This is a genomic window from Oceanotoga teriensis (assembly GCF_003148465.1).
Taxonomy (GTDB): domain Bacteria; phylum Thermotogota; class Thermotogae; order Petrotogales; family Petrotogaceae; genus Oceanotoga; species Oceanotoga teriensis.
Window position 1 is genome coordinate 1 of the sequence record NZ_QGGI01000009.1, and the last position, 24,514, is coordinate 24,514.

General features: G+C 24.9%; 23 protein-coding genes and 1 pseudogene. 20 read left to right on the plus strand and 4 right to left on the minus strand.

The genetic code is table 11. The annotated features are described in order from the left end of the window. From C7380_RS13515 to C7380_RS07300, 3 genes are all read left to right on the plus strand, one after another. Positions 1 to 189 (plus strand): GNAT family N-acetyltransferase (locus tag C7380_RS13515; RefSeq protein WP_170110824.1); only part of this gene is annotated, 189 nt, incomplete at its 5' end. A gap of 130 nt (positions 190 to 319) precedes the next feature. Continuing rightward, positions 320 to 1,066 carry an endonuclease/exonuclease/phosphatase family protein gene (locus tag C7380_RS07295; RefSeq protein ID WP_109604845.1) on the plus strand — a complete coding sequence of 249 codons (747 nt, stop codon included), beginning with the start codon at positions 320 to 322 and terminating at the stop codon, positions 1,064 to 1,066. Between the two features lie 116 nt (positions 1,067 to 1,182). Then, complete coding sequence (locus tag C7380_RS07300) at positions 1,183 to 2,511, plus strand: tetratricopeptide repeat protein (RefSeq protein WP_109604846.1); 1,329 nt, start codon at positions 1,183 to 1,185, stop codon at positions 2,509 to 2,511. 19 nt (positions 2,512 to 2,530) lie between these two features. Here C7380_RS07300 and C7380_RS07305 read toward each other — a convergent pair whose 3' ends face one another. Both C7380_RS07305 and C7380_RS07310 read right to left on the minus strand, forming a co-directional pair. After that, positions 2,531 to 3,802, minus strand: coding sequence for an MFS transporter (locus C7380_RS07305; protein ID WP_109604847.1), 1,272 nt, complete (start codon positions 3,800 to 3,802; stop codon positions 2,531 to 2,533). Positions 3,803 to 3,825: 23 nt separating this feature from the next. Next, positions 3,826 to 4,536, minus strand: coding sequence for a glycerophosphodiester phosphodiesterase family protein (locus tag C7380_RS07310; RefSeq protein ID WP_109604848.1), 711 nt, complete (start codon positions 4,534 to 4,536; stop codon positions 3,826 to 3,828). A 220-nt stretch (positions 4,537 to 4,756) separates the two neighbouring features. On the opposite strand from C7380_RS07310, the gene C7380_RS07315 reads away from it, so the two are divergent. Continuing rightward, the gene (locus tag C7380_RS07315) at positions 4,757 to 5,887 is read left to right on the plus strand and encodes a glycerate kinase family protein (RefSeq protein ID WP_109604928.1); all 1,131 of its coding nucleotides are present in this window, start codon (positions 4,757 to 4,759) and stop codon (positions 5,885 to 5,887) included. Between the two features lie 17 nt (positions 5,888 to 5,904). Here C7380_RS07315 and C7380_RS07320 read toward each other — a convergent pair whose 3' ends face one another. Further along, complete coding sequence (locus C7380_RS07320) at positions 5,905 to 7,074, minus strand: CdaR family transcriptional regulator (protein ID WP_109604849.1); 1,170 nt, start codon at positions 7,072 to 7,074, stop codon at positions 5,905 to 5,907. Between the two features lie 76 nt (positions 7,075 to 7,150). On the opposite strand from C7380_RS07320, the gene C7380_RS07325 reads away from it, so the two are divergent. Continuing rightward, the gene (locus tag C7380_RS07325; protein WP_109604850.1) at positions 7,151 to 7,873 is read left to right on the plus strand and encodes a GNAT family N-acetyltransferase; all 723 of its coding nucleotides are present in this window, start codon (positions 7,151 to 7,153) and stop codon (positions 7,871 to 7,873) included. Between the two features lie 71 nt (positions 7,874 to 7,944). On the opposite strand, the gene C7380_RS07330 is transcribed toward C7380_RS07325, so the two are convergent. Next, positions 7,945 to 8,559 carry a hypothetical protein gene (locus C7380_RS07330; RefSeq protein ID WP_109604851.1) on the minus strand — a complete coding sequence of 205 codons (615 nt, stop codon included), beginning with the start codon at positions 8,557 to 8,559 and terminating at the stop codon, positions 7,945 to 7,947. Between the two features lie 306 nt (positions 8,560 to 8,865). On the opposite strand from C7380_RS07330, the gene C7380_RS07335 reads away from it, so the two are divergent. From C7380_RS07335 to C7380_RS13520, 15 genes and pseudogenes are all read left to right on the plus strand, one after another. Next, entirely contained in the window at positions 8,866 to 10,110 is a 1,245-nt protein-coding gene (locus tag C7380_RS07335) for an ABC transporter substrate-binding protein (RefSeq protein ID WP_109604852.1), read from the plus strand. A 54-nt stretch (positions 10,111 to 10,164) separates the two neighbouring features. Then, complete coding sequence (locus tag C7380_RS07340; protein ID WP_109604853.1) at positions 10,165 to 11,064, plus strand: carbohydrate ABC transporter permease; 900 nt, start codon at positions 10,165 to 10,167, stop codon at positions 11,062 to 11,064. Continuing rightward, positions 11,065 to 11,910 (plus strand): carbohydrate ABC transporter permease, encoded by an 846-nt coding sequence (locus C7380_RS07345; protein ID WP_109604854.1) that lies wholly within the window; start codon positions 11,065 to 11,067, stop codon positions 11,908 to 11,910. It abuts the gene before it with no gap. Continuing rightward, a complete protein-coding gene (locus C7380_RS07350) occupies positions 11,907 to 14,198 on the plus strand; it encodes a phosphodiester glycosidase family protein (protein WP_109604855.1) in 2,292 nt (763 codons plus the stop codon). The genes C7380_RS07345 and C7380_RS07350 overlap by 4 nt, the downstream gene beginning before the upstream one ends. Position 14,199: 1 nt before the next feature. Further along, positions 14,200 to 15,198, plus strand: a complete 999-nt coding sequence (locus C7380_RS07355; RefSeq protein WP_109604856.1) for a LacI family DNA-binding transcriptional regulator — start codon at positions 14,200 to 14,202, stop codon at positions 15,196 to 15,198. Between the two features lie 4 nt (positions 15,199 to 15,202). Then, the gene (locus C7380_RS07360) at positions 15,203 to 16,381 is read left to right on the plus strand and encodes a hypothetical protein (RefSeq protein ID WP_109604857.1); all 1,179 of its coding nucleotides are present in this window, start codon (positions 15,203 to 15,205) and stop codon (positions 16,379 to 16,381) included. Positions 16,382 to 16,568: 187 nt separating this feature from the next. Next, positions 16,569 to 17,852, plus strand: a complete 1,284-nt coding sequence (locus tag C7380_RS07365) for an ABC transporter substrate-binding protein (RefSeq protein WP_109604858.1) — start codon at positions 16,569 to 16,571, stop codon at positions 17,850 to 17,852. 51 nt (positions 17,853 to 17,903) lie between these two features. Continuing rightward, a complete protein-coding gene (locus C7380_RS07370; protein ID WP_109604859.1) occupies positions 17,904 to 18,815 on the plus strand; it encodes a carbohydrate ABC transporter permease in 912 nt (303 codons plus the stop codon). A gap of 18 nt (positions 18,816 to 18,833) precedes the next feature. Further along, complete coding sequence (locus tag C7380_RS07375; RefSeq protein ID WP_206050556.1) at positions 18,834 to 19,661, plus strand: carbohydrate ABC transporter permease; 828 nt, start codon at positions 18,834 to 18,836, stop codon at positions 19,659 to 19,661. Between the two features lie 21 nt (positions 19,662 to 19,682). Beyond that, on the plus strand, positions 19,683 to 20,867 hold the full coding sequence (locus tag C7380_RS07380) for a trans-sulfuration enzyme family protein (protein WP_109604861.1): 1,185 nt from the start codon (positions 19,683 to 19,685) through the stop codon (positions 20,865 to 20,867). Between the two features lie 38 nt (positions 20,868 to 20,905). Next, a complete protein-coding gene (locus tag C7380_RS07385; RefSeq protein WP_109604862.1) occupies positions 20,906 to 21,592 on the plus strand; it encodes a helix-turn-helix transcriptional regulator in 687 nt (228 codons plus the stop codon). 13 nt (positions 21,593 to 21,605) lie between these two features. After that, positions 21,606 to 21,983, plus strand: coding sequence for a Rid family detoxifying hydrolase (locus C7380_RS07390; RefSeq protein ID WP_109604863.1), 378 nt, complete (start codon positions 21,606 to 21,608; stop codon positions 21,981 to 21,983). Between the two features lie 88 nt (positions 21,984 to 22,071). After that, positions 22,072 to 22,668, plus strand: coding sequence for a uracil-DNA glycosylase (locus tag C7380_RS07395; protein ID WP_109604864.1), 597 nt, complete (start codon positions 22,072 to 22,074; stop codon positions 22,666 to 22,668). Between the two features lie 59 nt (positions 22,669 to 22,727). After that, positions 22,728 to 23,054, plus strand: a pseudogene (locus C7380_RS07400) (fructosamine kinase family protein); the annotation flags it as partial. Between the two features lie 449 nt (positions 23,055 to 23,503). Continuing rightward, positions 23,504 to 24,514 (plus strand): AAA family ATPase (locus C7380_RS13520; protein ID WP_109604866.1); only part of this gene is annotated, 1,011 nt, incomplete at its 3' end.

Here is a 24,514-nt window from a genome sequence, read left to right on the forward strand (position 1 = left end):
GATGAAGAATACAGAGGAAAAGGAATAGGGAAGGTATTATATTTACAAGCACTATATGAGTTAAAACATATGGGTTATGCTTATTGTATAATAGGAGATGCCGGACCAATAGATTTTTATAAGAAACATTCTGATGCTTATATCATAGAAAATTCTTCACCCGGAATATACGAAGGGATATTAAGATAAATAAGATAAAATAGAAAACTGATTTTTCAGTTTTCTATTTTTTTTGATAAATCAAATACATATTATATTTAAACCTGTGAAAAAATATCAAGTTATAATTATATGATAAAAATAAAATGGAGGCTGTTAAATGAAATTAATACATGCAAATATATTTGAAGGATGTCAAAAAAATGAATTAAGAATGAAATTAAAAAAATTTTTACTCAAAGAAAATCCAGATATAATAAGTTTAAATGAAGTTAATGGTTGGTCTAAAGAACAATTAAAAATTTTTTTATCAGAGATTTTTAAATATTCATATCTATATGAGGTAAATAGTGATTTTAATCTTGGAATAATTTCAAAATACCCAATAGAAATTTTAAAAGAAGAACAAAAAAATTTTGAACATGGCTATATACATTCAAAAATAAATGAAGTACACTTTATAACAACTCATTTAACCCCTTATAAAACAATTGATAGGATTAAAGAAATAAAAATTATTTTAGAAGAATTAAAAGATATTTCAGCACCGGTTATCATATCTGGAGATTTAAATAGTCTTTGTGAAAAAGATTATTTTAATTATAGAAATATAGAAAATGATATGATAAAAGATCTCGATTTAAAAGAAAAATTTTTTAAAGATGGCAATTTAGACTTTGAACCCATAAATCAAATATTAAAAGCTGATTTTATTGATACATTAAATTCGAATAAATTCGAATTTACAGTTCCTACACCTTTAAATAAAGATAAGGGGCATGTGTATCCTTTGAGAATAGATTATATCTTTTCTAATAAATATTTAAAAAATATAAAAACAAAAACTATTTATCTCGATGAAAAAGATTTATATTCAGATCATTTTCCTTTAATGTGCGAATGGTAAATAATTACTTAATCATCCGTAATAATAATTAAATTAACATTAAAGAAACATATAAATAATAAATTTTATCTATTAAAAGCATATACTAATAATAGTTAGTATATGGAGGGGTTAAAGTGAAAAAAATCATTATTATTATTTTTATTATTAGTTTATTTTTAACATTATTTTCTCAAGAAAATCTGGCTGGTGATATTACGGATTTTTCCAGTGATATTATTAAAAATGATATTTATTTAAAAGTCAAAATTGATGATATTTCAATCCAATATGATTTATGGGTTCGAACAGGAGATATACAGATTCTAAAGAATATAGATCTTCAAATTGATGAACTCATTAAAAATTATGGTGAATTGTCTGAATTACAGTATTTAAAAGGAATTATGTATATGTATTATTATAAAGATTATGATAAAGCACTTGAATATTTAAAAAAATCATCGGATAAAAATCCAAAAAATGCATATACTTATTTTTTAATGGGGAATATTTATGTGCAGTTGAATGATTATAATAAAGCATTTTTGGAATTAAATAAAGCTATAAAACTTGAACCAAACAATGATACCTTTATTTATTTATATGCTTTGATATATGAAAGTATAGATGAAAATCACTTTGCGATTGAATATTTAAACAAAGCATTAAAAATAAATAAAAATCATGAATATTATATATCAAGGGGCAATAATTATGCCCATATTGGAGAGTATGAAAAAGCTATTTTAGATTATGATGAAGCATTAAATATTTTAAATAATATGATAAATAATAAAGGTAACTTGGATAAACAAGATTTATATTATAGAATCATGTATAAAAAAGCAACTTTATTTAGATATATGTATGAGGAAGAAAAAGGACTTGTTTTGATAGATGAAATTATTAAAAATATAGATAAAATTTCAAATGATTATTTTCAAAAAATCGTATATCTTGAAAAAGTAAATTTATTATATGATCTTAAGAGATATGATGAAGGGATTGAAATATATCAAAATTTATTATTAGATTCAAAAGAGTATTACTTTTGTGCTCTATATGCAAAACTACTTTATAAGATAAATGATCCTTCAGAATCGATAAACATTTTGGATAAAATAGAAGATTTAGATGAAGAATATAAATTAGATTTTGTGAGTTATTTAAGAGGAATAAATTTTATAAGTCTAAAAGAGTATAAAAAAGCTTTAAATGAAATCAATAAAACTAATTTTAATTTTGATATAAGCTATAGAGACAAAAATTTTTTATTAAAAGGATTGATTTATGAAGCTTTAAATGAAGAAAAAATGGCTTTGAATTATTATAAAATATATCTTGAAAAAATAGAAGATAAAGATATAAAAAATAGATATGAACTTATAAAGGCAAATAAAGAAGTTGAGAATATTGAAGTATTTATAGAAGATTTATATAAACAAAGAAAGCTACTATATTAAAAATAGTAGCTTTTAATTTTTAAATTTTTTGAGCTTCTCCTCTTTTTACAAATAGCATGGTTATAAACGATAATAAGAAAAATATAAAAGAGAATATCATCAATGAATTATAATCAAATATATCCATGAAAAACCCTGCTATTGGTGGTGCAAAGATATTTGCTGCCATTGAAAAGAAATAATAAAGGCCAGTATAACCACCAGATTTTTCTGTTGTCGTCATATCTACAACCATAGGTAAAGAGTTTACATTTATGAGGGCCCAACCAATTCCACCTATTGGGAAAATTATATACATAATAGTTTTAAACAATTCTTTATTTGATTCAATACTCATATCCATATTTCCAAAATAAAATGTTGATAGAGACATTATAAATAATATAAATATACCTGCAAATATAGATTTTTTTCTACCAAATTTTCCACCTATAAATCCAGCAGGAATTGCAAAGATCATGAATGTAAGAGAAAAAACTCCCATCATCAAAGCTCCAGTACTTTCTGGGATTCCGACATGAAATTTTGCATAAATTGTAAAAAATGTTTCTATTGAATTGAATCCTATGAACCAAAATAATATCGATAATAGCATTAATAAAAGACTTTTTTCTTTTGAAACAAAAACATCTTTTAAGTTTGTTAATAATTCTTGCATGCCCTTTTTTACAACGCTTTTTTTATTTTTAGAAAGATTACTTTTAATAGTATATTCTTTTGGTTCTTTTATGAAAACAAATAATAATAATTGTGCAGCTAACATGACTATTGCACCAACTATGAAAGGCAATGACTGTGAATAATCATACATTGGTTTTCCTGCAAAATAAGCTAAAAGAGCTCCAAGTCCACCCATGAAATTTATAATTCCATTTGCTTGAGATCTATATCTTGAAGGAGTGATATCAGGCATTAAAGCAACTACTGGAGATCTAAATATCGCCATAAAAAAATTCATAAGTATTATTATAAACATCAAGAAAAAAAGATTGTTAAAATCTTTTATAAAAGGTATCAAGATAAAGAAAAAAGCTGCTAATGGTGCTCCCAACATTATATAAGGCATACGTCTACCAAATTTTGTTCTCGTTTGATCCGATAAAGTTCCAAGTATTGGTAGCATAAATATTGCAAAGATGTTATCTATTGTCATAACTATACCGATAGAAAAAGAACTCAAAGAAAAATCTTTTAAAAATATTGGTACATAAGCATTGTACAAAGGCCATAAAATACTTATTCCAAAAAAACCAAAACCTATAACAAACAGTTTCCAAAATTTAAATTTCAATTATCCCCATCCCCCAATCAACTTTATAATGAATCAAAAGAATCTATTATTAATTCAACTTCATCTGTTATTATTCCATCATAAAGGCCTTTAAATGTTTTTAAATCTTTAGGATTATTTAAAGTCCATAAATAGATTTTCATGCCACTTTTTCGCCATTTTCTTAAAAAAGCTTTTGAAATTAATTTTCTTTCATTTAATTTGTCTACCCATAAATTAAGCGAAAAAAAGTTTAATTCTTTATTAAGATCTATTAAGTTATTTAAAGAGTCATAATCAACCAAAAGACCTAATTTTACATCTTTATCTATTTTTCTTATTTCTCTTAAGGCATCAACTTTAAAAGATGAAAACAAAGTTCTATTCAAAGCATTATACTTTTTAGTTAATTCATATGATGGAATTGCTGCTTCAACTTCTTTAACTTCGAGATTTAAAAATGAAGACTCATCGAGTACTTTTAAAACATCTTCAATTTTTGGAACACTTTGACCATTATCTAATTTTATCTTTTGAAGTTCTTCAAAAGTTATATCAGATAATTTAATATTTTTTCCAGATAATCTTTCGAGATTATCATCATGTAAAACTACTGGGACTTTATCTTTTGTTAATCTTGTATCATATTCTATTCCATCAGCACCAAATTCTATAGCTTTTTCAAATGCTTCTAAAGTATTTTCTGTAAATTTAGCTCTATACCCTCTATGACCTAATATAGGTATACTTCTCATAAAAAATCACCTCTAATAATAAAAATGCAATTCTTAATTATATTCTATCATCATATTAAATATTTCAGAAAGCTTATTTTTTTATAAAAAATAGTGTTTATTGTATATTATGCATAATGATAATCAAATTTTTTTATATGATTTACCATTTCTTAATAAATTAAAATATACTATAATAATTATAATAAGAAGAAAAAATATAAAAATGGAGGGTTATAAAATGAATATTTTAATTGCACCAGATAGTTTTAAAGGAAGCTTATCTGCAAAAGACTTTTGTTTTCATGCGGAAAAAGCTATTAAATCTTTTAATTCAAATATAAATACAATAAAAGTTCCACTTGCCGATGGAGGAGAAGGAACTACACAGGCAATGGTTTTAAATACCGATGGTGATTTTATACAATGTGAAGTAACAAATCCAATAGGTTTAAAAATAGAAGCTACATTTGGAATACTTGGAGATGGAGAAACAGCAGTTATAGAAATGGCAGAGGCTTCAGGTTTGACTTTGATAGATGAGAAAAAAAGGAATCCATGGCTAACTACAACTTATGGAACTGGAGAATTAATAAAAAAAGCCCTTGATTTAAATGTCAAAAAAATAATTCTTGGAATAGGTGGAAGTGCTACAAATGATGGGGGAGCAGGAATGCTTCAAGCACTTGGGTTTAAACTTTTGAACAAAAATGGTGAAAATATAAAGAATGGAGCAAAGGGCATAAATGAATTAAAATATATAGATATAAGTAATAAAGATAAAAGACTCGATGAAGTAGAATTTTTAATTGCTTGTGATGTTAATAATCCATTGTATGGCAAGAATGGTGCGGCATATGTTTATGGACCTCAAAAAGGTGCTGATAAAAAAATGGTTGAAGATATGGATGAAGCTTTAAAAAATTTTTCAAAAATCATAATTAATACATTTGATAAAGATGTTTCAAATATACCTGGAGCTGGTGCTGCAGGAGGATTAGGTGCAGGACTTTTGGCATTTTTAAATGCAAATTTAAAACCTGGATTTGAAATCATAAGTGAAGAGATTAAACTCGAAAAAATTTTTAAAGAAAATAAAATAGATTTACTGATAACAGGTGAAGGTGAAATGAATTATCAAAGTATAAATGGAAAATTACCAGTAGAGATTTCAAAACTCGCTAAAAAATATGGAGTAAAAACTGTTTCTGTTGTAGGCAATATGGGATATGAATTTGAAAAAGTTTATCAACATGGTGTCGATGCTGTATTCAGTATAACTTCTGGACCAATGAGTCTTTCAGAATCAATTGAGAATACAGGGTATTTAGTTGAAAAAGTAATCTCAAATATAATAAGGCTTTTATATTAATTATAGATTATCATAATTTAGAAATCTTTTTCATCTATTAGTCTATCGGTAATAGTTTTATCATTTCTATCAAAAAATTCTTTAATAAGATCAAATTTCATAGAATCCTTATGATTATTTAAAGGATCAAGGTCTATCAAATCTTTAATTTTTGTTAGTCTAAAAATTATTGTATTTCTGTGAAGGAGCATGTTTTCTGATGTTTTAGAAATATTTAAATTATTTTTTAAAAGTACATTCAAAGTTTCAAAAAGATCAGGATTTTTTAAGAAAAATTCTATTTCTTCATAAAAATATTCATATATGATTTCTGAATCAAAGTTTTTATAAAATATTTCTATCATATAATCTTTAGAGTAAATTATATTATGATTTATTTTTAAAGAAAAAAGGTATATAAGGTCTTTATAGGCATTTGAAATATCATGAATTTTTACAAACTTATGATATATATAACATTTAATTTTTATAGAATAATTTTTATATAAATTATCTTGAAGTGTATTTATTATGCTCAAAAAATCTTTCAAAAAAATATCATCGTTTTTCAAAAAAATAATCTTTGAATCAGAAATATCTGAAATAATTTCTTTTTTCATAATAAATTCCTTTTCTAATTCATTTATTATTATATCTACAACTCTTTTATTATTGTATAAAAAATTACCTTTATTCATTAATTCAAAGATACAGGGTAATTTTTTTTTATTCATATCATATCCAAGATTCTTTCCATAGTTTATTATATTTTTAACATTTTCTTTATTATTGTTGTTTAAAAGTTCATTTAAAAAATAGCTTTTATAGTTTTTCTCTTTAAAAATAGTCTCTTTTAATATTTCTTGTTCTAGCATTATTTCTAATAAGGCCTTAACAACTTTTCCAGCACCTTTTAAATTTTCTGGATTTCCAGTAATTCCTATAACTCCAGAAATCAATCCATCAAAATTAAATGGAATATTTATTCCATTTTCAGAACCCACATATTTATTTAAATCATTTTTGTAAACTATTATTTTTGAATTTGTTTTTAATGCATTATATGCTGCTTCATGAAAATTACCTATTCTTTCTTTATTGCCACTTGCTATTATATAGCCATTTTCATCCATTATATTCACATTGTAATTTAATTTTTTTATGATGTTTTCAACAATTCTTTGAAAAAAATTGTTATCTAATAACATAATCACACCTCTGTTTGTGTTATAATTAAGGTAAATATAACATAAATTTAAAAGTTTTTTTATAGGAGGAGTATATATGGTTAAGAAAAGTTTAGAAAATGAAAAGATTATTAAAGATATTCATGATTATTGGTTTAAAAAATATAATATAAAAAACTATGATCCTGAAAAAAATGAAACTGGTATATTTTTAAATAAAGACATAAAAGATGATACCATATTTTTGATATTTTTAAAGAATAAATCTTTCATACAATGTAATAGTAAGATTGCCGATATCATAAAAATAAAAATAAACATAGACGATGAAAATATAAGGTTTGAAAGATTAAAAGAAATCTTTAGAGATGCAAAAATAGATAATCATGATTATTATTTTTATAGTGATGGAGCTCACATTAAAGAAGTGAATGAAGAGTTTGATTATAGACTCCTAACTAAAGAAGATTTAAATATTTTAAATGATATGAAAACATATTGTACAAAAGAAGAGTTAGAGATGGGATTTGTTGAAATAGATCATGAAGGTATAATGGGTTGTTTTGATGGAGAGAAACTAGTATCTGCAGGAAGCTATATTTATTGGGGAGATAAAATAGGTGATATAGGTATATTAACTCATCCAGAATATAGAAAAAGAAAGATAGGAAGATCTGTTGTATCTAAGATGTGTGATTGGGGAATGATGAACAATAAAATACCTTTATACAGATGTAATGATTTAAACATACCTTCATGTAGACTTGCAAACTCTTTAAACCTTGTTAATTACATGCATTTATATGAAATAAATATTTAAATAATATACCATAAAAATAACTGCATGATATTTAAATTTTTTAGATATCATGCAGCTTTTAATGTGAATTATTATTGTATTAAAATTTTTTTTACTAAAGTTCCTTTTGTAGGTTGATTTATATCGAATACTTTTTTCTCACTCATATATAAACTTATTAATCCACCCATACAATTCAAATTCATCTTGGTTGGCAAATTATCCCTAAACTTTATTTTTCCAGCAACTCCATTTGCATCTATATCAAAGAGTTGATTGTTTTCAATTTCTACAGAGGTTTTAATACCATTTGAGTCTAAAGAGATTTTGTCTGAATTTAAAACATTATTTAAATAAAGGCCATTACCTTTAAAATTGTAAATTTTTGATCTTATATATGCATTAGAAATTAATCCATTTGAATTAATATTTATTATTTCTGAAAAAATATCCCCTTCTATTTTCAACTTATCCGCAGAAATTGATATTTCTTGCATTTTATTTTTAGAGCCCACATGAATTTTAACTTTATTATTATTATCTTCATCACTTTTAATATTTATTATCTCTTCATCTGCATTCAATTCAATAATAGATTTAGTATATATATTTTCAGAGTTTTTATCAAAAATTAAATGAATATTATTCCCAGAAATTTTTAAAATTTTTTGAACAGTTATTTCACAATAATTGATTTTTTCAAACATCAAAATCTCCCCCTTTAATAATATACATATACATAAATTATAACATTAGTAATAATTACTGATAAAACAAATGATATATTATTTAAATTCATAGATAATTTCCAAATTTAAAGAAAATAATCACAATTAAAATGAATTAAATAAAGAAATCTTTATATTTCTTTATTTTAAAAATAAAAAAAATAATGTATAATAAATATGAATTTCTTTGCCAACGATGGCAAAAAAGGGCAGAGATACAAAATTTATAAAAAAGTGATATAATTTAAATTGCCAACGATGGCAAAATAAAAAGGGGTGAGTTTTTTGAAAAAAACAGCTTTGGTATTTTTGGTATTGGGAATATTTTTATTCGCCTTTGCAGAAGATATAGTATTGAATTATTACTCACATGGCGTTGAAAATGGTACAAGATTAAAAATAATAGAAGAATTTGAAAAATTAAATCCAGGAATTAAGGTAAATCTTGTTGAATTACCTCAAGATACCAATAAAAAACTTCAAATGATTCAAACTGTTTTACAGGCAAAAGATAGTTCAATGGATGTTTTTGATGCCGATGTTACATGGCCTCCTATTTTTGCATCTGCAGGATGGGTTCTTCCAATCGAAGATCATTTCACAAAAGAAGAAATAGAAGATTATCTACCAGGACCAATAGATTCAGTGACATATAAAAAACATATGTGGGGTATTCCATATAGAACTGATGCTGGAATTTTATATTATAGAAAAGATTTACTTGAAAAATATAATAAACCAGTTCCAGAAACATGGCAAGATTTGATAGATACTTCAAAATATATAATGGAAAGAGAACCAGGAATGAGTGGACATGGTGGATCTTGGGCTCAATATGAAGGACTTACTTGTAATTTAATGGAAATTGTATGGAGTTTTGGAGGAAAAGTTTTTGATGAAGAAGGAAATGTAATCATAAACTCTGAAGAAACTTTAGAAGCTCTAAAAGTTATGAATGATATGGTAAATGAAAGTAAAATAATGCCAAATGGAATTTTGAACTTTTATTCAGGTGATGCAAGAGCTGTTTTCTTTTCAGGAAAACAAGTTTTTTTAAGAGATTGGCCATCTGGATGGAGAAAATCTCAAGATCCTAAAAATTCACAAGTCGTTGGTAAAGTTGGAGTTGCAGCTCTACCTAAAGGAAATGAAGAAAATAGAAGTTATTCTACTCTTGGAGGATGGCAAGTTATGGTTTCAAAATACTCTAAAAACCCTGAAGAGGCTATAAAATTTGCTAAATTCAGAGCTGGAAAAACTGCACAAAAGATGGCTGCAATGGGATTATCTCATATACCAGCTATAAAATCTTTGTATGATGATGAAGAAATACTTGAAAATATGTCATTTATTAAAGAGATGTATCCAGCTTTTTATAGTGCATATCCAAGACCAAAGTCACCATATTATGCAGAGGTTTCAAATATAATTCAAGTTGAAACACAAAGAATGTTTGTTGGTAAAAAAACTCCAGAAAAAGCTTTAAAAGATATGGAATTCCAAATTAAAATGTTGCTTGGACAATTTTAATAAATGAGCCATCGGGGTTTCCCGATGGTTTTAATATAAGAGGTGAATGTTTTTATGAGATGGAAAAACCTTAATAAGAGAGAAAAAATGGGATATTTATTTTTACTTCCATCAGTTGTTTTGATGATAGCTTTTATAATATATCCTGTTATAAATACTGTATATTTATCTTTTTTTAATTATAGAGTTCAAACAATGTCAATGGGAAAAACTTTTGTGGGGGTTAAAAATTTTATAATGGCTTTTAAAGATCCAAATTTCTTGGGGTCTTTTAAATTTACCATTACTTTTACAGTAGTTGCTGTAACTCTTGAAACTTTAATAGGTATTTTATTTGCATTAATAATGAACAAAAAAATACCTGGTCAAGGAATTATAAGAACATCTGTATTAATTCCATGGGCAATTCCAACTATAGTATCGGCATTGATGTGGAAGTTTATGTATTCAGAACAATACGGAGTTATAAACTTTATATTTCAAAAACTTCATATAGTTCAAGGATCTATACCATGGCTTTCAGATGCAAGCCTTGCTGTTATTGCTACAATAATTGCGGATGTTTGGAAAACAACTCCTTATATGTCATTGTTGATATTGTCTGGACTTCAAACTATTCCTAAAAATTTATATGAAGCATCTTCAATAGATGGTGCAAATAAAAGACAACAATTTTTTAAAATTACATTACCACTTTTAAAACCAGTTCTTTCAGTTGCCATATTATTTAGAGTAATTGCAACTTTTAGAATTTATGATCTTGTTGCGGCTTTAACAAGTGGAGGACCAGCTAATTCTACTCAAAGTCTTTCTTTGTATACTATAAGAACATATTTCAATTTTGGAAATATAGGGTATGGTTCAGCATTAGCTACAATTACACTATTAATATCACTTTTAATAAGTCTTTTATTTCTAAATGCATTAAAAACAAAGATAGAGAAGGTGGCTTAGATGAAAAAAAATATAACTTTAAAATCCATACTATCTAAGATATTTTATATATTTTTCTTTGCATTTTTTGTAGGAACTATAGCATTTCCGTTTTTTTGGCAGTTTCTAAACTCATTTAAAACACAAAGAGATCTTTTTTCTGTTCCTTTAAATTTTTGGCCAACAGAATGGACTTTTCAAAATTATGTGGATGTTTTTTCAAGGCAACCATTTGGAAGATATATATTAAATAGTTTTATAATAGCTGGAATAAGTACTTTGTTTGCAATAATACTTGGAGCTTTGGCGAGTTATGCGGTTTCAAGAACAAAAATTAAATTCAAAAAATTGTATTTAATAATATTGTTAAGTATAACTCTTTTACCTCCAATAACAATAGTTAATCCAATATATATGATTATAAGTAAACTTGGTCTTTTAAATACTTATTGGGGATTAGCTCTTGTAAATACTATAATAACCCTTCCTACAGCGGTTTGGTTTTTATCGGGATTTTTTGAAACAATTCCTCATGAACTTGAAGAAAGTGCTATGATAGATGGAGCATCTGTTTTTCAAAGTTTTTATAAAATAGTTTTACCTCTTGTATCACCTGCAATATTTACCGTGAGCATTTTAGTTTTTATAGCTGCTTGGAATCAATATCTTTTTGCACAGATATTAAACCCATTAAAAGTAGCGAGAACTATAACTGTTGGTATAACACTTTATCAGACAGATTATACTATTCCGTGGGGAACCATATCAGCTGCTTCTATAGTTGTTACAGTACCTTTGATAATCCTTGTTTTAATTCTACAAAGGAAAATAATTTCGGGTCTTATGGATGGTGGAGTTAAAGGATGATAATAAAAGATTATACACCTGGCGGTTATAGAAGAAAAGAGTTAAAAGGATATTTTCAGTATTTGAGATATAATTATTCTGAAATTATGGTAGATAAATCTAAGGGAAATAATATAATAATAGATAAAGATCTACAAAAAATGTATGAATTAAAGATTATAAATAAAGATGAATTAAAAAAACATATGTTGTATATAGAAGAGTTTTTTGAAGATTTTGAAAGATTTGATGAATTATGTGATGAAGAAATTTATTATTCTTTTCATAAAATAAAACAAAAAAACTATACTAAAGATATGAATAATTATATAGAAAATAAAATAGAAAAAAATAAAAATTATATATATAAAAATTTAAAAAATATCGAAAATTTTGATGAACTAATAAGATTCTTAATATATTATGATATAAATCCAAAAAAAATAAATATAGATAAAAAATTTTATGATATAGAAAATTTAAAGAATGATTTAAAGAACACGAATATTATAAATATTTTTCCTGGTTCTTATATGCAAATTCCAATCATAGAAAAGATTTTAAAATTTTATTTAAGTGAAAAAGATATAAAAGTTTTTATAAAAGATCAAAGAGTTATATCAGAACCAATTTTAAGCGATTTAAAATACAAAAATTTTAAAATTATAAATTATAATTCAAGATGTGCAGGTATAAATTTAAAAGATGTTGAAAAAGAATTAGAATGTGGTTTAAATATTGTTTTGGATGAAATCCCAATGATAAATTTTAATGGATATTTAAATTCAGAATATTATTTGCTTAGCAAAGTGAATATATTAAAGAGTCAAAGATATTGCGGTGTTTATAATGTTAATTCAAAATCTATAAAATCTATAATAAAAAAGGTAAAAAGAACTCAAAAAGCTGTATTTACCGGAGTAGAAAGATCTGAAAATACAATATGGCCATTTAATAAAGATGGGTACTTAAATCAATATTCACAAACATTTATACCATCAAATTATAAATATGAAAAAAATGATGAGAACGTTTTTATTAAAAGAGAAAAGTTTTTAAAAAATATGATAAACAATAATATAAAAGAAGATATAGTTTATATAGATTCATATTATTCATTGGATACTTATGAAAAAGAAAAATATATTCCACAAAAATCTTCAAATTCAGTTCTTATGAGAGGATTCTATATAAAAAACACACAAAAATTTGATATACTTCCATATCTTGCACAAGATCATAAAAAGGATTTAATAGATATAAGAGAAGTATGTAAAAGTATACATAAAAATAGCTTTTATATAAATTTTTTGTACTTTGCAACTCCTAAGATAATAAATCTTTATAATTCATTTAGAAGTGAAGAAGAAAAGATTAAAGACAGAGACTTTTTTATTGATTATTATTTTGATGGAATTAAAGAAACATTCCCCCTCTATAATAAAGGAGCAATTTTTTTTAAAAAAGATGGAACTATAGAGTTTGATAGAGTTAAAGCTGAAAATGGAACTATAAAATTAAATGATTATACCATTAATTTTGATGAAAATAATATAAATAATCCAAATCAAAGTATAAATATAATAACTCCAAATAGTGACTATGATGATTTTGAAAATTTTAGAAAATATAAAAAATACGTTGGTGGCGATAGATATAATATAATAATAGTAAATAATAAAATTATAAATATAAAATTTTCAGGAGTAGTTCAACCATCGTTGGGAATTGTAATATCATTAGACAAAAATGAATTTAAAAAAGTTTCTAAAGTATTAAACTTAAAAAAATGTGGGAATAAATATCTTTATGATCAAAAAATAAATATAGAAATTATAATAAATAAAAATAAAAATTATAATAAAATATTTGGTGGAGGAACTTTATTATATAAAGAAGGAAAAAATTTAGTTAAGACACAAAAAGAAGCATATGAAAATTTTAAAGTTGAAGGATGGTACAATCCTCTATCTATGCAAACTCAAGAAACTCAGGTTCAAGAGTGGCTGAGAGGGCCAAGAACTATAATTGGAAATGACCATAAAAATGGATTTTTCTTTATAGTTTTTTCAGGAAGAACAAAAGAAAGCAAAGGTGTAAGATTCGATGAAATCGTCAAGATGGTTGAAAATGAGATAAAAGATGTTAAAAATATAATGAATATTGATGGAGGAGCATCGAGTTGTCTTGGATTTATAAAAGATAAAGAGTTTTTTGAATTATCATATCCTTGTACATCTAATTATACATCTGCTGGAATGGTAAGACCTGTAAACTCAATGCTTTTAATAAATAAAAAAGGTGATTAAAATGAAAGATTCAAAATTGACAATAAAAGATATATCTCAAATGACAGGATATTCTATAAGAACAGTTTCAAGGGTTATAAACAATAATCCAAATGTAAAAGAAAGTACCAGAAATAAAATAGAAAAGGTACTTAAAGAAACTGGTTTTGAAACGAATATTTTTGCAAAGAGTCTGAGAAAAAAGACTATGAATAATATAATGATAGTAATAGAAAAACAAAAAAATACATATCCAGGTCAATGGTATTCAATACTATTTCAAAAAATAATAGATAAAGCGGCAGAATATGATTATAATGTTTTTATGACTGAATATATATCCGAACAAAAAAATCCTTTCAATGGAATGCATCTTTTGAAATCTGGATTTGTAGATGGTGCAATAATATTTAATATAAAAGAAAATGATAAAAAAGTTAAAATTTTTCAACAGGCTGGAATACCTTTTGTCACAATAGGTGAAACGAATTCAAAAACACCTTTTGTTGCAACTGATAGTTTCTCTGGGATGTATCAAGCCACAAATCATTTAATAAAAAATGGATTAACAGATATAGTTTTAATGCTTGGAAATCTTCAGTATACATTGAATATAAAGAGAAAAAAAGGATATATAAAAGCGTTTGAAGACAATAAAATAAAAATAAATGAAAATAATATACTCATAAACATAAGAACATTTCAAGACACATATAATTACTGTAAAAACATGAAAAAAATTCCACATGGAATAATAATTTCTGGTGATGAAAAAGCTTTTGGTGCATTGAAAGCATTGAATGAAAGAAATATAAATATACCAGATAATATATCAATTATAGGATATGATAATATACCACTCTCCAATTTCTCAACACCAGCATTGACTACTGTTGAGCAACCCGTTGATGAAATAGTTGAAAAATCATTTAAAATGCTTTTAGATTTAATAAATGAAAAAGATGTAGACACAGAAATACTTATACCTGTTAAACTTATAAAAAGAGATACTACGAGGTGAATAAATGAAAAATGCTATTGTTATAAACATATATTTAACAACAGAAAAAGGAGAAAAGCATCCCTTTGATCATCCAACTCCTTTAGAAGAATTTGGAAAAAAAAATACTTTTTTTGATACTTTAAAAAGTATAAATGAACTTGAAGTACCAGAAAATGAAGAAATAAAATTATATATATTTGCAATTGCTGCAAATGAAATTACAAAAAAAGATAATATAATATATGAAAAAGTAAATAAATTAATGAATGAATCACGTTTTGAATATGAAATCTATACAAATACAGATATTTTGAATCTAAGAGAAAAATATAAATCTGATTTTTTTAGTGTTAAAGGGTATCCAGAAATAAGAAATCAAGGATTTATAATTCCATTGATCAATAAAGAAGATATAATAATACAAATAGATGATGATGAATTATTGAGAAAAAATTACTTTAAGAAAACTGTTAAAATATTAAAAGAAAATCCTGATAAATTTATAATAACAGCCCCTTATGAAAAAAATGGAACTGTCAGAATCATGGGAGAAGATCCTGTTAAATCTTGGAAAAAATTTAGTTCTATGGATATGGATATAATAGAATTATCCAAAGATGAAAATATAAAAGAAAGTACTTTTGGTTTTGGTGGAAATATGATAGTTAGAAAAGAGTTTGCAGAAAAAATGTTATACCCTCTAGATGTTCCAAGGGGAGAAGATTTTTCTTTATTACTTGCATCAAGACTTATATATGAAAATGGTAATAAATACATAAATATAAATAAAAAACAAAATATATTTAGAAGTTATTATATATCCGATAAAGATCTCACAATTATTCATAAACCTCCAGTCGAAGCTAAAAAAGATATTATGTTTTATATAGAAAAAAACATGAAACGTTTTATAATGGAATGGAATATGTTCATAAATCAAGAAGAACTTAAAATAGAAGATCTAAAAAAATTATCTAATTATTTATATTATATGATAGGATATCAAGACATGAAAGAGTATTTGAAAGATATTTTAAAAGAAGTAGAAGAAAAATACACAGATCAAAATACTGAAAGATTAAAAGAAGAACTTTTATCTTTCATGGATAAATGGAACAAAAATAATAAAAATAGATTTGAAGATTATAAAAAAGTTCAAAGAGATTATATTAATTTCATAAATAAAATAAGAACAAATTAAAAAATACAAATTATTGTTATAAAATCGAATCCATACAAATTATTGTATGGGTTCGATTTTTTTATTTAAATGGGTTATTTGTTTTATTAATGGTTATTTTTACCCTTAATTATCGAATAAAAATTTTGCTATTTTATAAAATATAAAATAAATTGTATGAAATAAAGCTTAAGAAGGGGGTTTTTGTATGTTAAAGAGTTTAAATTTTAAATTTTTTGTTTGTATGATTTTATCTTTTTTATTCATTTGTTCTATGGGTTTATCTGAAAAAAGAAAATTAGTTATTTGGCATGCATATGCTGGTCAGGATTCAAAAGTCGCATTGGCAAGAAAGTGGATAGACTCTTTTAAAGAAGCCAATCCAGATATTGAAATTGAAGAAGTTGCATTAGAACATTCTTCATATAAAATCAAATTAAACACAGCTATGGCTGCAGGAAATCTACCAGATGTTTTTTATGCTCTACCTGGCGGAACATTAGATGAATTTGTTAATTCAGGTTTGATTTACCCGCTTACTAAAGATTTAAATGAAAATAATTGGAAAAATGATTTTTTAGAATCAGCTCTCGATAGAGTTACTGTAAATGAGGATATTTATGCTGTTCCTATAGATATCGATACAGTACAAATATGGTATAACAAAAAGATATTTGAAAAATATAACTTAAAAACACCAAAAACTTTAGAAGAACTCTTTACTGTATGTGATTTTTTAAAATCAAAAGGAATTATACCAATATCTTTAGGAAATAAAGACTTTTGGGCAGGCCCATTTTGGTTTCATTATTTTATGTTGAGATTCGATAAATCTGGAATAATTCAAGGATATTTAAGAAATGATCCAAATTATTCTTTTAATACAGAAGAAGCGATTAATTCTTTTAAATTAATTCAAGATATGGTAAAAAGAAATTATTTCCCTATGGGAATAAACAGTATGACAGAAACTGAAAGTGATATGCTATTTTTTAATGGTATGGCAGCTATGACTATGGATGGAACTTGGCAATTAGGTCAAAATCTTGCAGCTGGAAAGGATTTTGAATGTGGATATTTTGAATTTCCAAAAATTGCGAATTCTAAAGGAGATCAAAGCGATGTAATCGCAGGTGTTGCTGCTTGTTTTGCAATTTCAAACAAATGTCAAAACAAAGATGATGCAATTTTATTTTTAAAACATATTACATCATTAGACATGGCAAAAGAATATGTAAAATTAAGAAAAACACTAGAATGTGTTAAAGGTGCGGTTACTGAAGAAACAGCAGATCCATTATTATATTTAGTAAACAAAAACACTATAGAAAAAGCTAATAATTTAGATCCTTTTTATGATACAGCAATGCCACCAAAAGCTATGCAAGTATATTATGATACTATTCAAAGTATTTACGATTTAAGTATCAAACCAGAAGAAGCTGTTAAAAAAATAGATAAAGCCATAAAATATTCTGTGAACAGAAACTAAAAAAATTATTTTTTAACATTATTAGAAATGAAAGTGTGGTGTTAGAAATTTATGGCTGAAATTGAAAAAAAATATCTTAATAAAATAGAAAAATTAGAAAATAAAAGAGCTTTGTCTTTTTTATCGCCGGCATTTTTATTTTTAATATTATTTATGGCATATCCAGTTTTTTATTCTTTTTATTTATCATTTTTTAAATGGAATGGTGCAGCAGAAAAGATTTTTATTGGTTTTTCTAATTATAAAAGAATATTTCAAGACTCAATATTTTGGAAATCTTTGACTAATAATATATCTTTAAGTTTATTAACTGTAATTTTTCAAGTTTTTTTAGCATTAATAATAGCTTATTGGCTTGTCAGAGTTATAAAAAAAGGTAGAAAAATCTTTTTGTTTTTGTATTTAATACCTATTGTTATAAGTGAGATTTGTATAGGTCTTCTTTGGAATTTTATTTATAACCCATATTTTGGTTTAATAAATGGTGTTTTGAGAGGATTAAATCTCGATTTTTTGACAAGAGGATGGGTAGGAGATCCATCTACTGCATTTTTAGCAGTTATCAATGCTATGAACTTTACTTATATAGGTATGTATATTCTTTTATTTGTAGCAGCTATTCAAGATATACCAGAATCTATATTTGATGCTTCAAAAATAGATGGTGCAAATAATTATAAAAATTTTTTTAGTGTTGTTATACCAATGATTCAAGACTCTATTCAATCAACTTCTTTATTATGTATAATAAACTCTTTTAAAACATTTACACTCACTTTTGTTCTAACGAATGGAGGTCCAAATCATTCAAGTGAAGTCTTATCGACTTATTTATATAAAGTTGGATTTAACGATTTTGAAATGGGCTACTCAGCTACAATAGGATGTATGCAATTAATAATAACTATAATATCTGGATTAATAATTTTAAAACTTATTAGTAAATCTAAAGCTTATTCATAGGGGAGGTGAATTTCTTTGATGTCGAAAAAGAATTTTTCTAAATTTATAGTATATTTAATAGTTATAATTCATGTTTGTATAGTCATATTTCCATTCATATGGTTAATTTATAGCTCTATGAAGACTAATAGTGAATTTTTTTCTTCAGTTTGGAAATTGCCTTCCCACCTTAATTTTGATAATTATATAAAAGCATGGGGTGAAGGAGCATTAGGAATATATTCAATTAATTCTATATTGGTTACATTAGTATCAGTTTTTATCACAGTTATAATTGCAAATTTGGCTGGATATGCTCTTGTTGCATATAAAGTGAAATGGTCTTCAGCTATTGTATTTACTCTGATAGCAGTAATGGCTATTCCATCTTATACAACACTCGTTCCATTATCAACAAGTTTAAAATCAGTGGGACTTTTGAATACAAGAATGGGACTTATATTACCAACAATAGCTTTCAATATTCCAATGTCAATTTTTATAATGAGAGGATTTTTCATAACAGTTCCAAAAGAATTAATAGAAGCGGCAAGAATAGATGGTGCTGGAGAATTAAAAATATTTTTTAAGATTATGCTTCCTTTGGCAAAATCTGCTTCTTTTACTACAGCTATTATAAATGTTATATGGGTATGGAATGATTTCTTATTCCCTTTAGTTATAATAAACGATCCAAAATTAAAAACATTACCTATAGGATTAAGAGATTTTGTTGGACAACATGTAACTAATTATCCTGTAATGTTGGCTGCAATATTAATATCAGCCTTACCAGCTTTATTAATATATATATTATTTCAAAAACAAGTAATAGGTGGTTTAATGGGAAGTGCAGTTAAAGGCTAAAAAATTTAGGAGGATTATAATATGACAAATGAAGAATTAAAAAAATTAAAATTTCAAAGTAAAGCGGTTTATTATTCGCCAGATCCAGAAACTAAATCTGTAAGTGAACCAATATATATGACTTCTAATTTTCAATATAACAAAGAACATTATCAGAAAATTATAGATGGCGATAGAGAATCTGTTTATATATATACGAGATGTGGAAATCCAACCGAAAGAAAACTCGAAAAACAAATAGCTTTATTAGAAGGTTCTGAAGATGCTCTTGTAACTTCGTCTGGTATGGCAGCTATTTCTACTTTAATAATGGGAATAGTAGAACATGGAGACAATATCATAGCTGATAGAACTACTTATAGTACATCACATGAATTCTTTGAAGAGGTATTACCAAAATTTGGTGTTGAAACTAAATTTGTAAATACTCTTGATTTAAAAGAAGTAGAAAATGCCATAGATGAAAAAACAAAAATAATATATGCTGAAACTATAGCTAATCCAATAATAAAATTAACCCCTATAAAAGAATTGGGAGAATTAGCTCATAAACACGGACTCACATATATAGTAGATAATACATTCGCAAGTCCAAGACTTTTAAGACCTATAGAATTAGGAGCAGATTTTGTAGTTGAAAGTGCAACCAAATTTATAGGTGGTCATAATGATGTTTTAGGTGGAATAATCGCAGGAAACTCTGAATTTTTATATGAATTGAGATGGGAAAGGCTCACAAAATTTGGAGGAACTATATCTCCTTTCAATGCATGGTTATTATTAAGAGGATTACAAACAATGTCTTTAAGAGTTGATAAAGCTTGTGAAAATGCTTTAAAATTGGCAAAATATTTAGAAAATCATCCAAAAGTAGAAAAAGTTTCATATCCTGGTCTTGAATCTCATCCTAATCATGAATTAGCTAAAGAAATCTTACCAAAATTTGGATCTATGATCAATTTTAAAGTTAAAGATGAAGAAAGTGGAGTTGAATTTTTGAACGCTCTTAAATTATGTTGTTTTGCTGGAAGTCTTGGAGGAGTTAGAACAACTTTACAACCACCAGCTACTTGTGCATTTCTTGATATACCAGAAAAAGAAAGAAATGAAATGGGAATTTACCTGGGAATGATAAGAGTATCAACCGGAATTGAAGATATTGAAGATATAATTTGTGATTTTGAACAAGCTTTTGATAAAATATAATATTGAATAGTAATTTCGGTTTAAGGAGATGTTGTCTTGTGAAAATAAATAAAATATTAAAATCTTTTATTCCAGTGACTGAAGGTTTAGGAAAAATGCTTGGAGAAGATTATGAAGTCGTACTACATGATGCAAAAAATCCAGAAAATTCTATTTTACATATAGAAAATGCTTCACTTTCTGGCAGAAAAAAAGGCGGACCATTAACCGATTTAGGACTCTTTTTAATTCAATATTATAATGAAAATAAAGTAAAATATTTGGTAAATTATAATGCCAATGCAAACAATAAAAAATTAAGAGCTACAACTTTGTTTATAAACGATGAAAATGATGACTTAATAGGATTTTTATGTATAAATTATGATATTACAAAGGCTGAAAAATTAAAAATGGCCCTTTTTGAAAATGAAGAAAGTATAAATTATATAAAGAAATTATTAAATCAAATGACTGAAACCCATGATTTAGACACTAATTATGAAAATAAATCAGAAACTATTCCAAAAGATTTTGAAGAATTAATCGATGATTATATTCATAATGCACAAAAAAAGATGGGAAAGTCAATATCAGAACTATCTCGAAGTGAAAAAATAGAATTCATATCTATACTGGATAAAAGAGGATTTTTCTTATTAAAAGGAAGTGTAGAAGAATTAGCAAAAAAACTTGGAAATTCTAAGTTTACTATATATGCGTATCTAAGGGAAATAAAAAGTTAATAGAGGTGATTAAATGCTAATGATAAACACAATAAAAGCTCCTTCAGCTGTAGGACCTTACTCTCAAGCTGTAAAAGCAGGAGACTTTTTATACATATCTGGTCAAATTCCAATCATTCCAAATACGGGTAAAATTTTAAAAGGTACAATTGAAGAAAAGACAAATCTTGTAATTAATAATATATTGAATATACTCAAATCCGAAGACTTAACATTATTTAATTTAGTAAAGATTTCAATATTTGTTAAAGATATAAATAATTTTAAAAAAATAAATGATGAATATTCTAAGATTTTTTCAGAACATAAACCAGCGAGATGTTTTTTTGAAGTTTCTAATCTTCCAAAAGATGCTGAGATAGAAATAGAGGCTATTGCACATTATGAATAAATAAAACCCCATTTGATCAATATCAAATGGGGTTTATATTTTTTTATTAAAAAATGCTATAATATAAAAAATCAAAGGGGGAAAAAATATGAATATTTTAAAGTATCTCAAGGAAAATATTTCTAACTTTTCCGATGAGTTTATTGTACCAAATATAGACCTCGACAAAAACAAAATAAAAATAATCATGATAGGTGAAGCTCCACCAGAAAATGAAAATGATTATTTATATAATGGCAAAAATTCTTTCAATTTTGAAACTTTTTCAACCGCTTTTTCAAATGCAGGAATTGATTTGAAAAATGTTGAAGATCTATTAAAGATGGGAATATATTACACAACAACTATAAAAATTCCCAAAGAAGGATACATAGTAAAAACAAAAACAATAAAAGATCATCTAAATATACTAAAAGAAGAATTGAATTTATTTGACAATTTAAAATCTATAATGCTTATGGGAGATGTTGCAATAAAAGCTTTGAATTATATTGCAAAAGAAGAAGTAGGTGAAAAAATCATTCCAAATATTTCGACATATAAAATTAGAAATAATGAATATTTTTTTAAAAATATTAAAGTATATCCTTCTTATTCAATAACTGGTAAAAATTTTTTAATAGAAAAAAGTAAAAGAATAATGATAAGTGAAGATATAAAAAAATGCTTAAATTCATCATTATAATATGATAATTGGTATGATTTTTTAATTGCATATACATTTGAAATAAAAAAACTTCTCTTGTTCATAACGATTTATGGGAACCTAATATATTGATCGATAAGGATAAAAATGATAACTGGAATATAAAAGCCATAATAGATTCTGATAGAGTTATGTATGGAGACAATGAATTTGAATTTGTTTTATGGGATATGAATGAAAGTTTTAAAAAAGGTTATAAAAAAGATATAGACAACACTGAAAAAGGAATTAAAAGAAGATTGTTATATATGTTGATTACAGCAACGGCAAATGCATATATAGTTAAAATTCAACATAACAATATTGAAGGTTATAATCAATGTTTTAACTGGGCAAAAGATCTTTTAAATAAATTGAATAAATAGTTTCTTATAAAATATTTAGAAGTTGTTGAATTCGAAAAAGAAGTAATTCAAATACCAGATGAAGTCAATATTATGACTCCTGAAAATATACATTTAAATTCTTTTATGTATGAAACTTTGTTAGATATGGATATAAATTATATATGCTATATAATAAAATCCAAAAAATACAATTATTGTAAGATAGACGGTAGAGTAAAATAATCTGTCACCTTTTTTTATATAATAAAAAGATATAAAGATAGAATGAAATCAGGGTGAAAATCCTGATTTTTTAATATATATTTATATTATTAAAGCATAAATTGCTGGAAATAATATTTTGCATAGGAAAAAAATTGGAGAACAGAACAATGATATAATAAAAATAATTAACTTATGAGTAATTAACTCTAAAGTTAATTACTCATAAGTTAATAAATGTGTTATGATTGATTGGGAGGTGAAATATGTTTATTGGAAGAGAAAAAGAATTACAAAAATTAAATAAAATGAATAATAAAAAAGGATTCCAATTTTTAGTAATGTATGGTAGAAGAAGAGTTGGTAAAACTACTTTATTAAAAGAATTTTTAAAAGATAAAAGTGGAATATTTTTTGTTGCTGAAGAGTTTAACGATACAATTGCATTAAACAAATTTTCTGAATTAATATTAAGTCATTTTAAAATGAGTAATTTAATAGATAAATTTCTTTCTTGGGAAAAAGCATTTAATTTTATAGGAGAAAAATCAAAAGATGAAAGAATAATATTAATAATAGACGAATTTCCATATATTGCAAATTCAAATTTAAGTATTTTATCTTTATTACAAAATTTAATAGATCAAAAATTAAAAAATACTAATTTATTTTTAATACTTTGTGGATCTTCTATAAGTTTTATGGAAAAAGAAGTATTGAGTGAAAAAAGTCCACTGTTTGGAAGAAGAACAGGACAAATGAAAATCAATTCTTTTGGATTTTATGATTCTATAAAGTTTTCAAAAAAATATACAAAAATTGATTCTGTTATAAATTATGGTATTTTAGGAGGTATTCCACAGTATTTAAATAAATTTGACTATAATTTAAATATTGAAGGAAACATAAAAGAAAATTTTTTAGATAGTAGTTCATATTTAATAGAAGAACCAAAAAATTTATTAAGACAAGAATTGAGAGAACCAGCAATATATAACTCAATTATTGAATCAGTTGCAAATGGTTATACTAAAATAAGTGAAATAGCTACAAAAATTCAAGAAAGACCTGATAAGACTAGTAAATATTTAAATACCTTGATTGAACTAGAAATAATAGAAAAAGAAATTCCAATAACAGAAAAAATAAATTCAAGAAAATCAATTTATAAATTAAAAGACAATATGTTTAAATTTTATTATAGGTTTATATTTACAAATTTTTCTTTGATTGAGCAAGGAATGATAGATTTTGTTTATGATAAAAAAATTAAACCA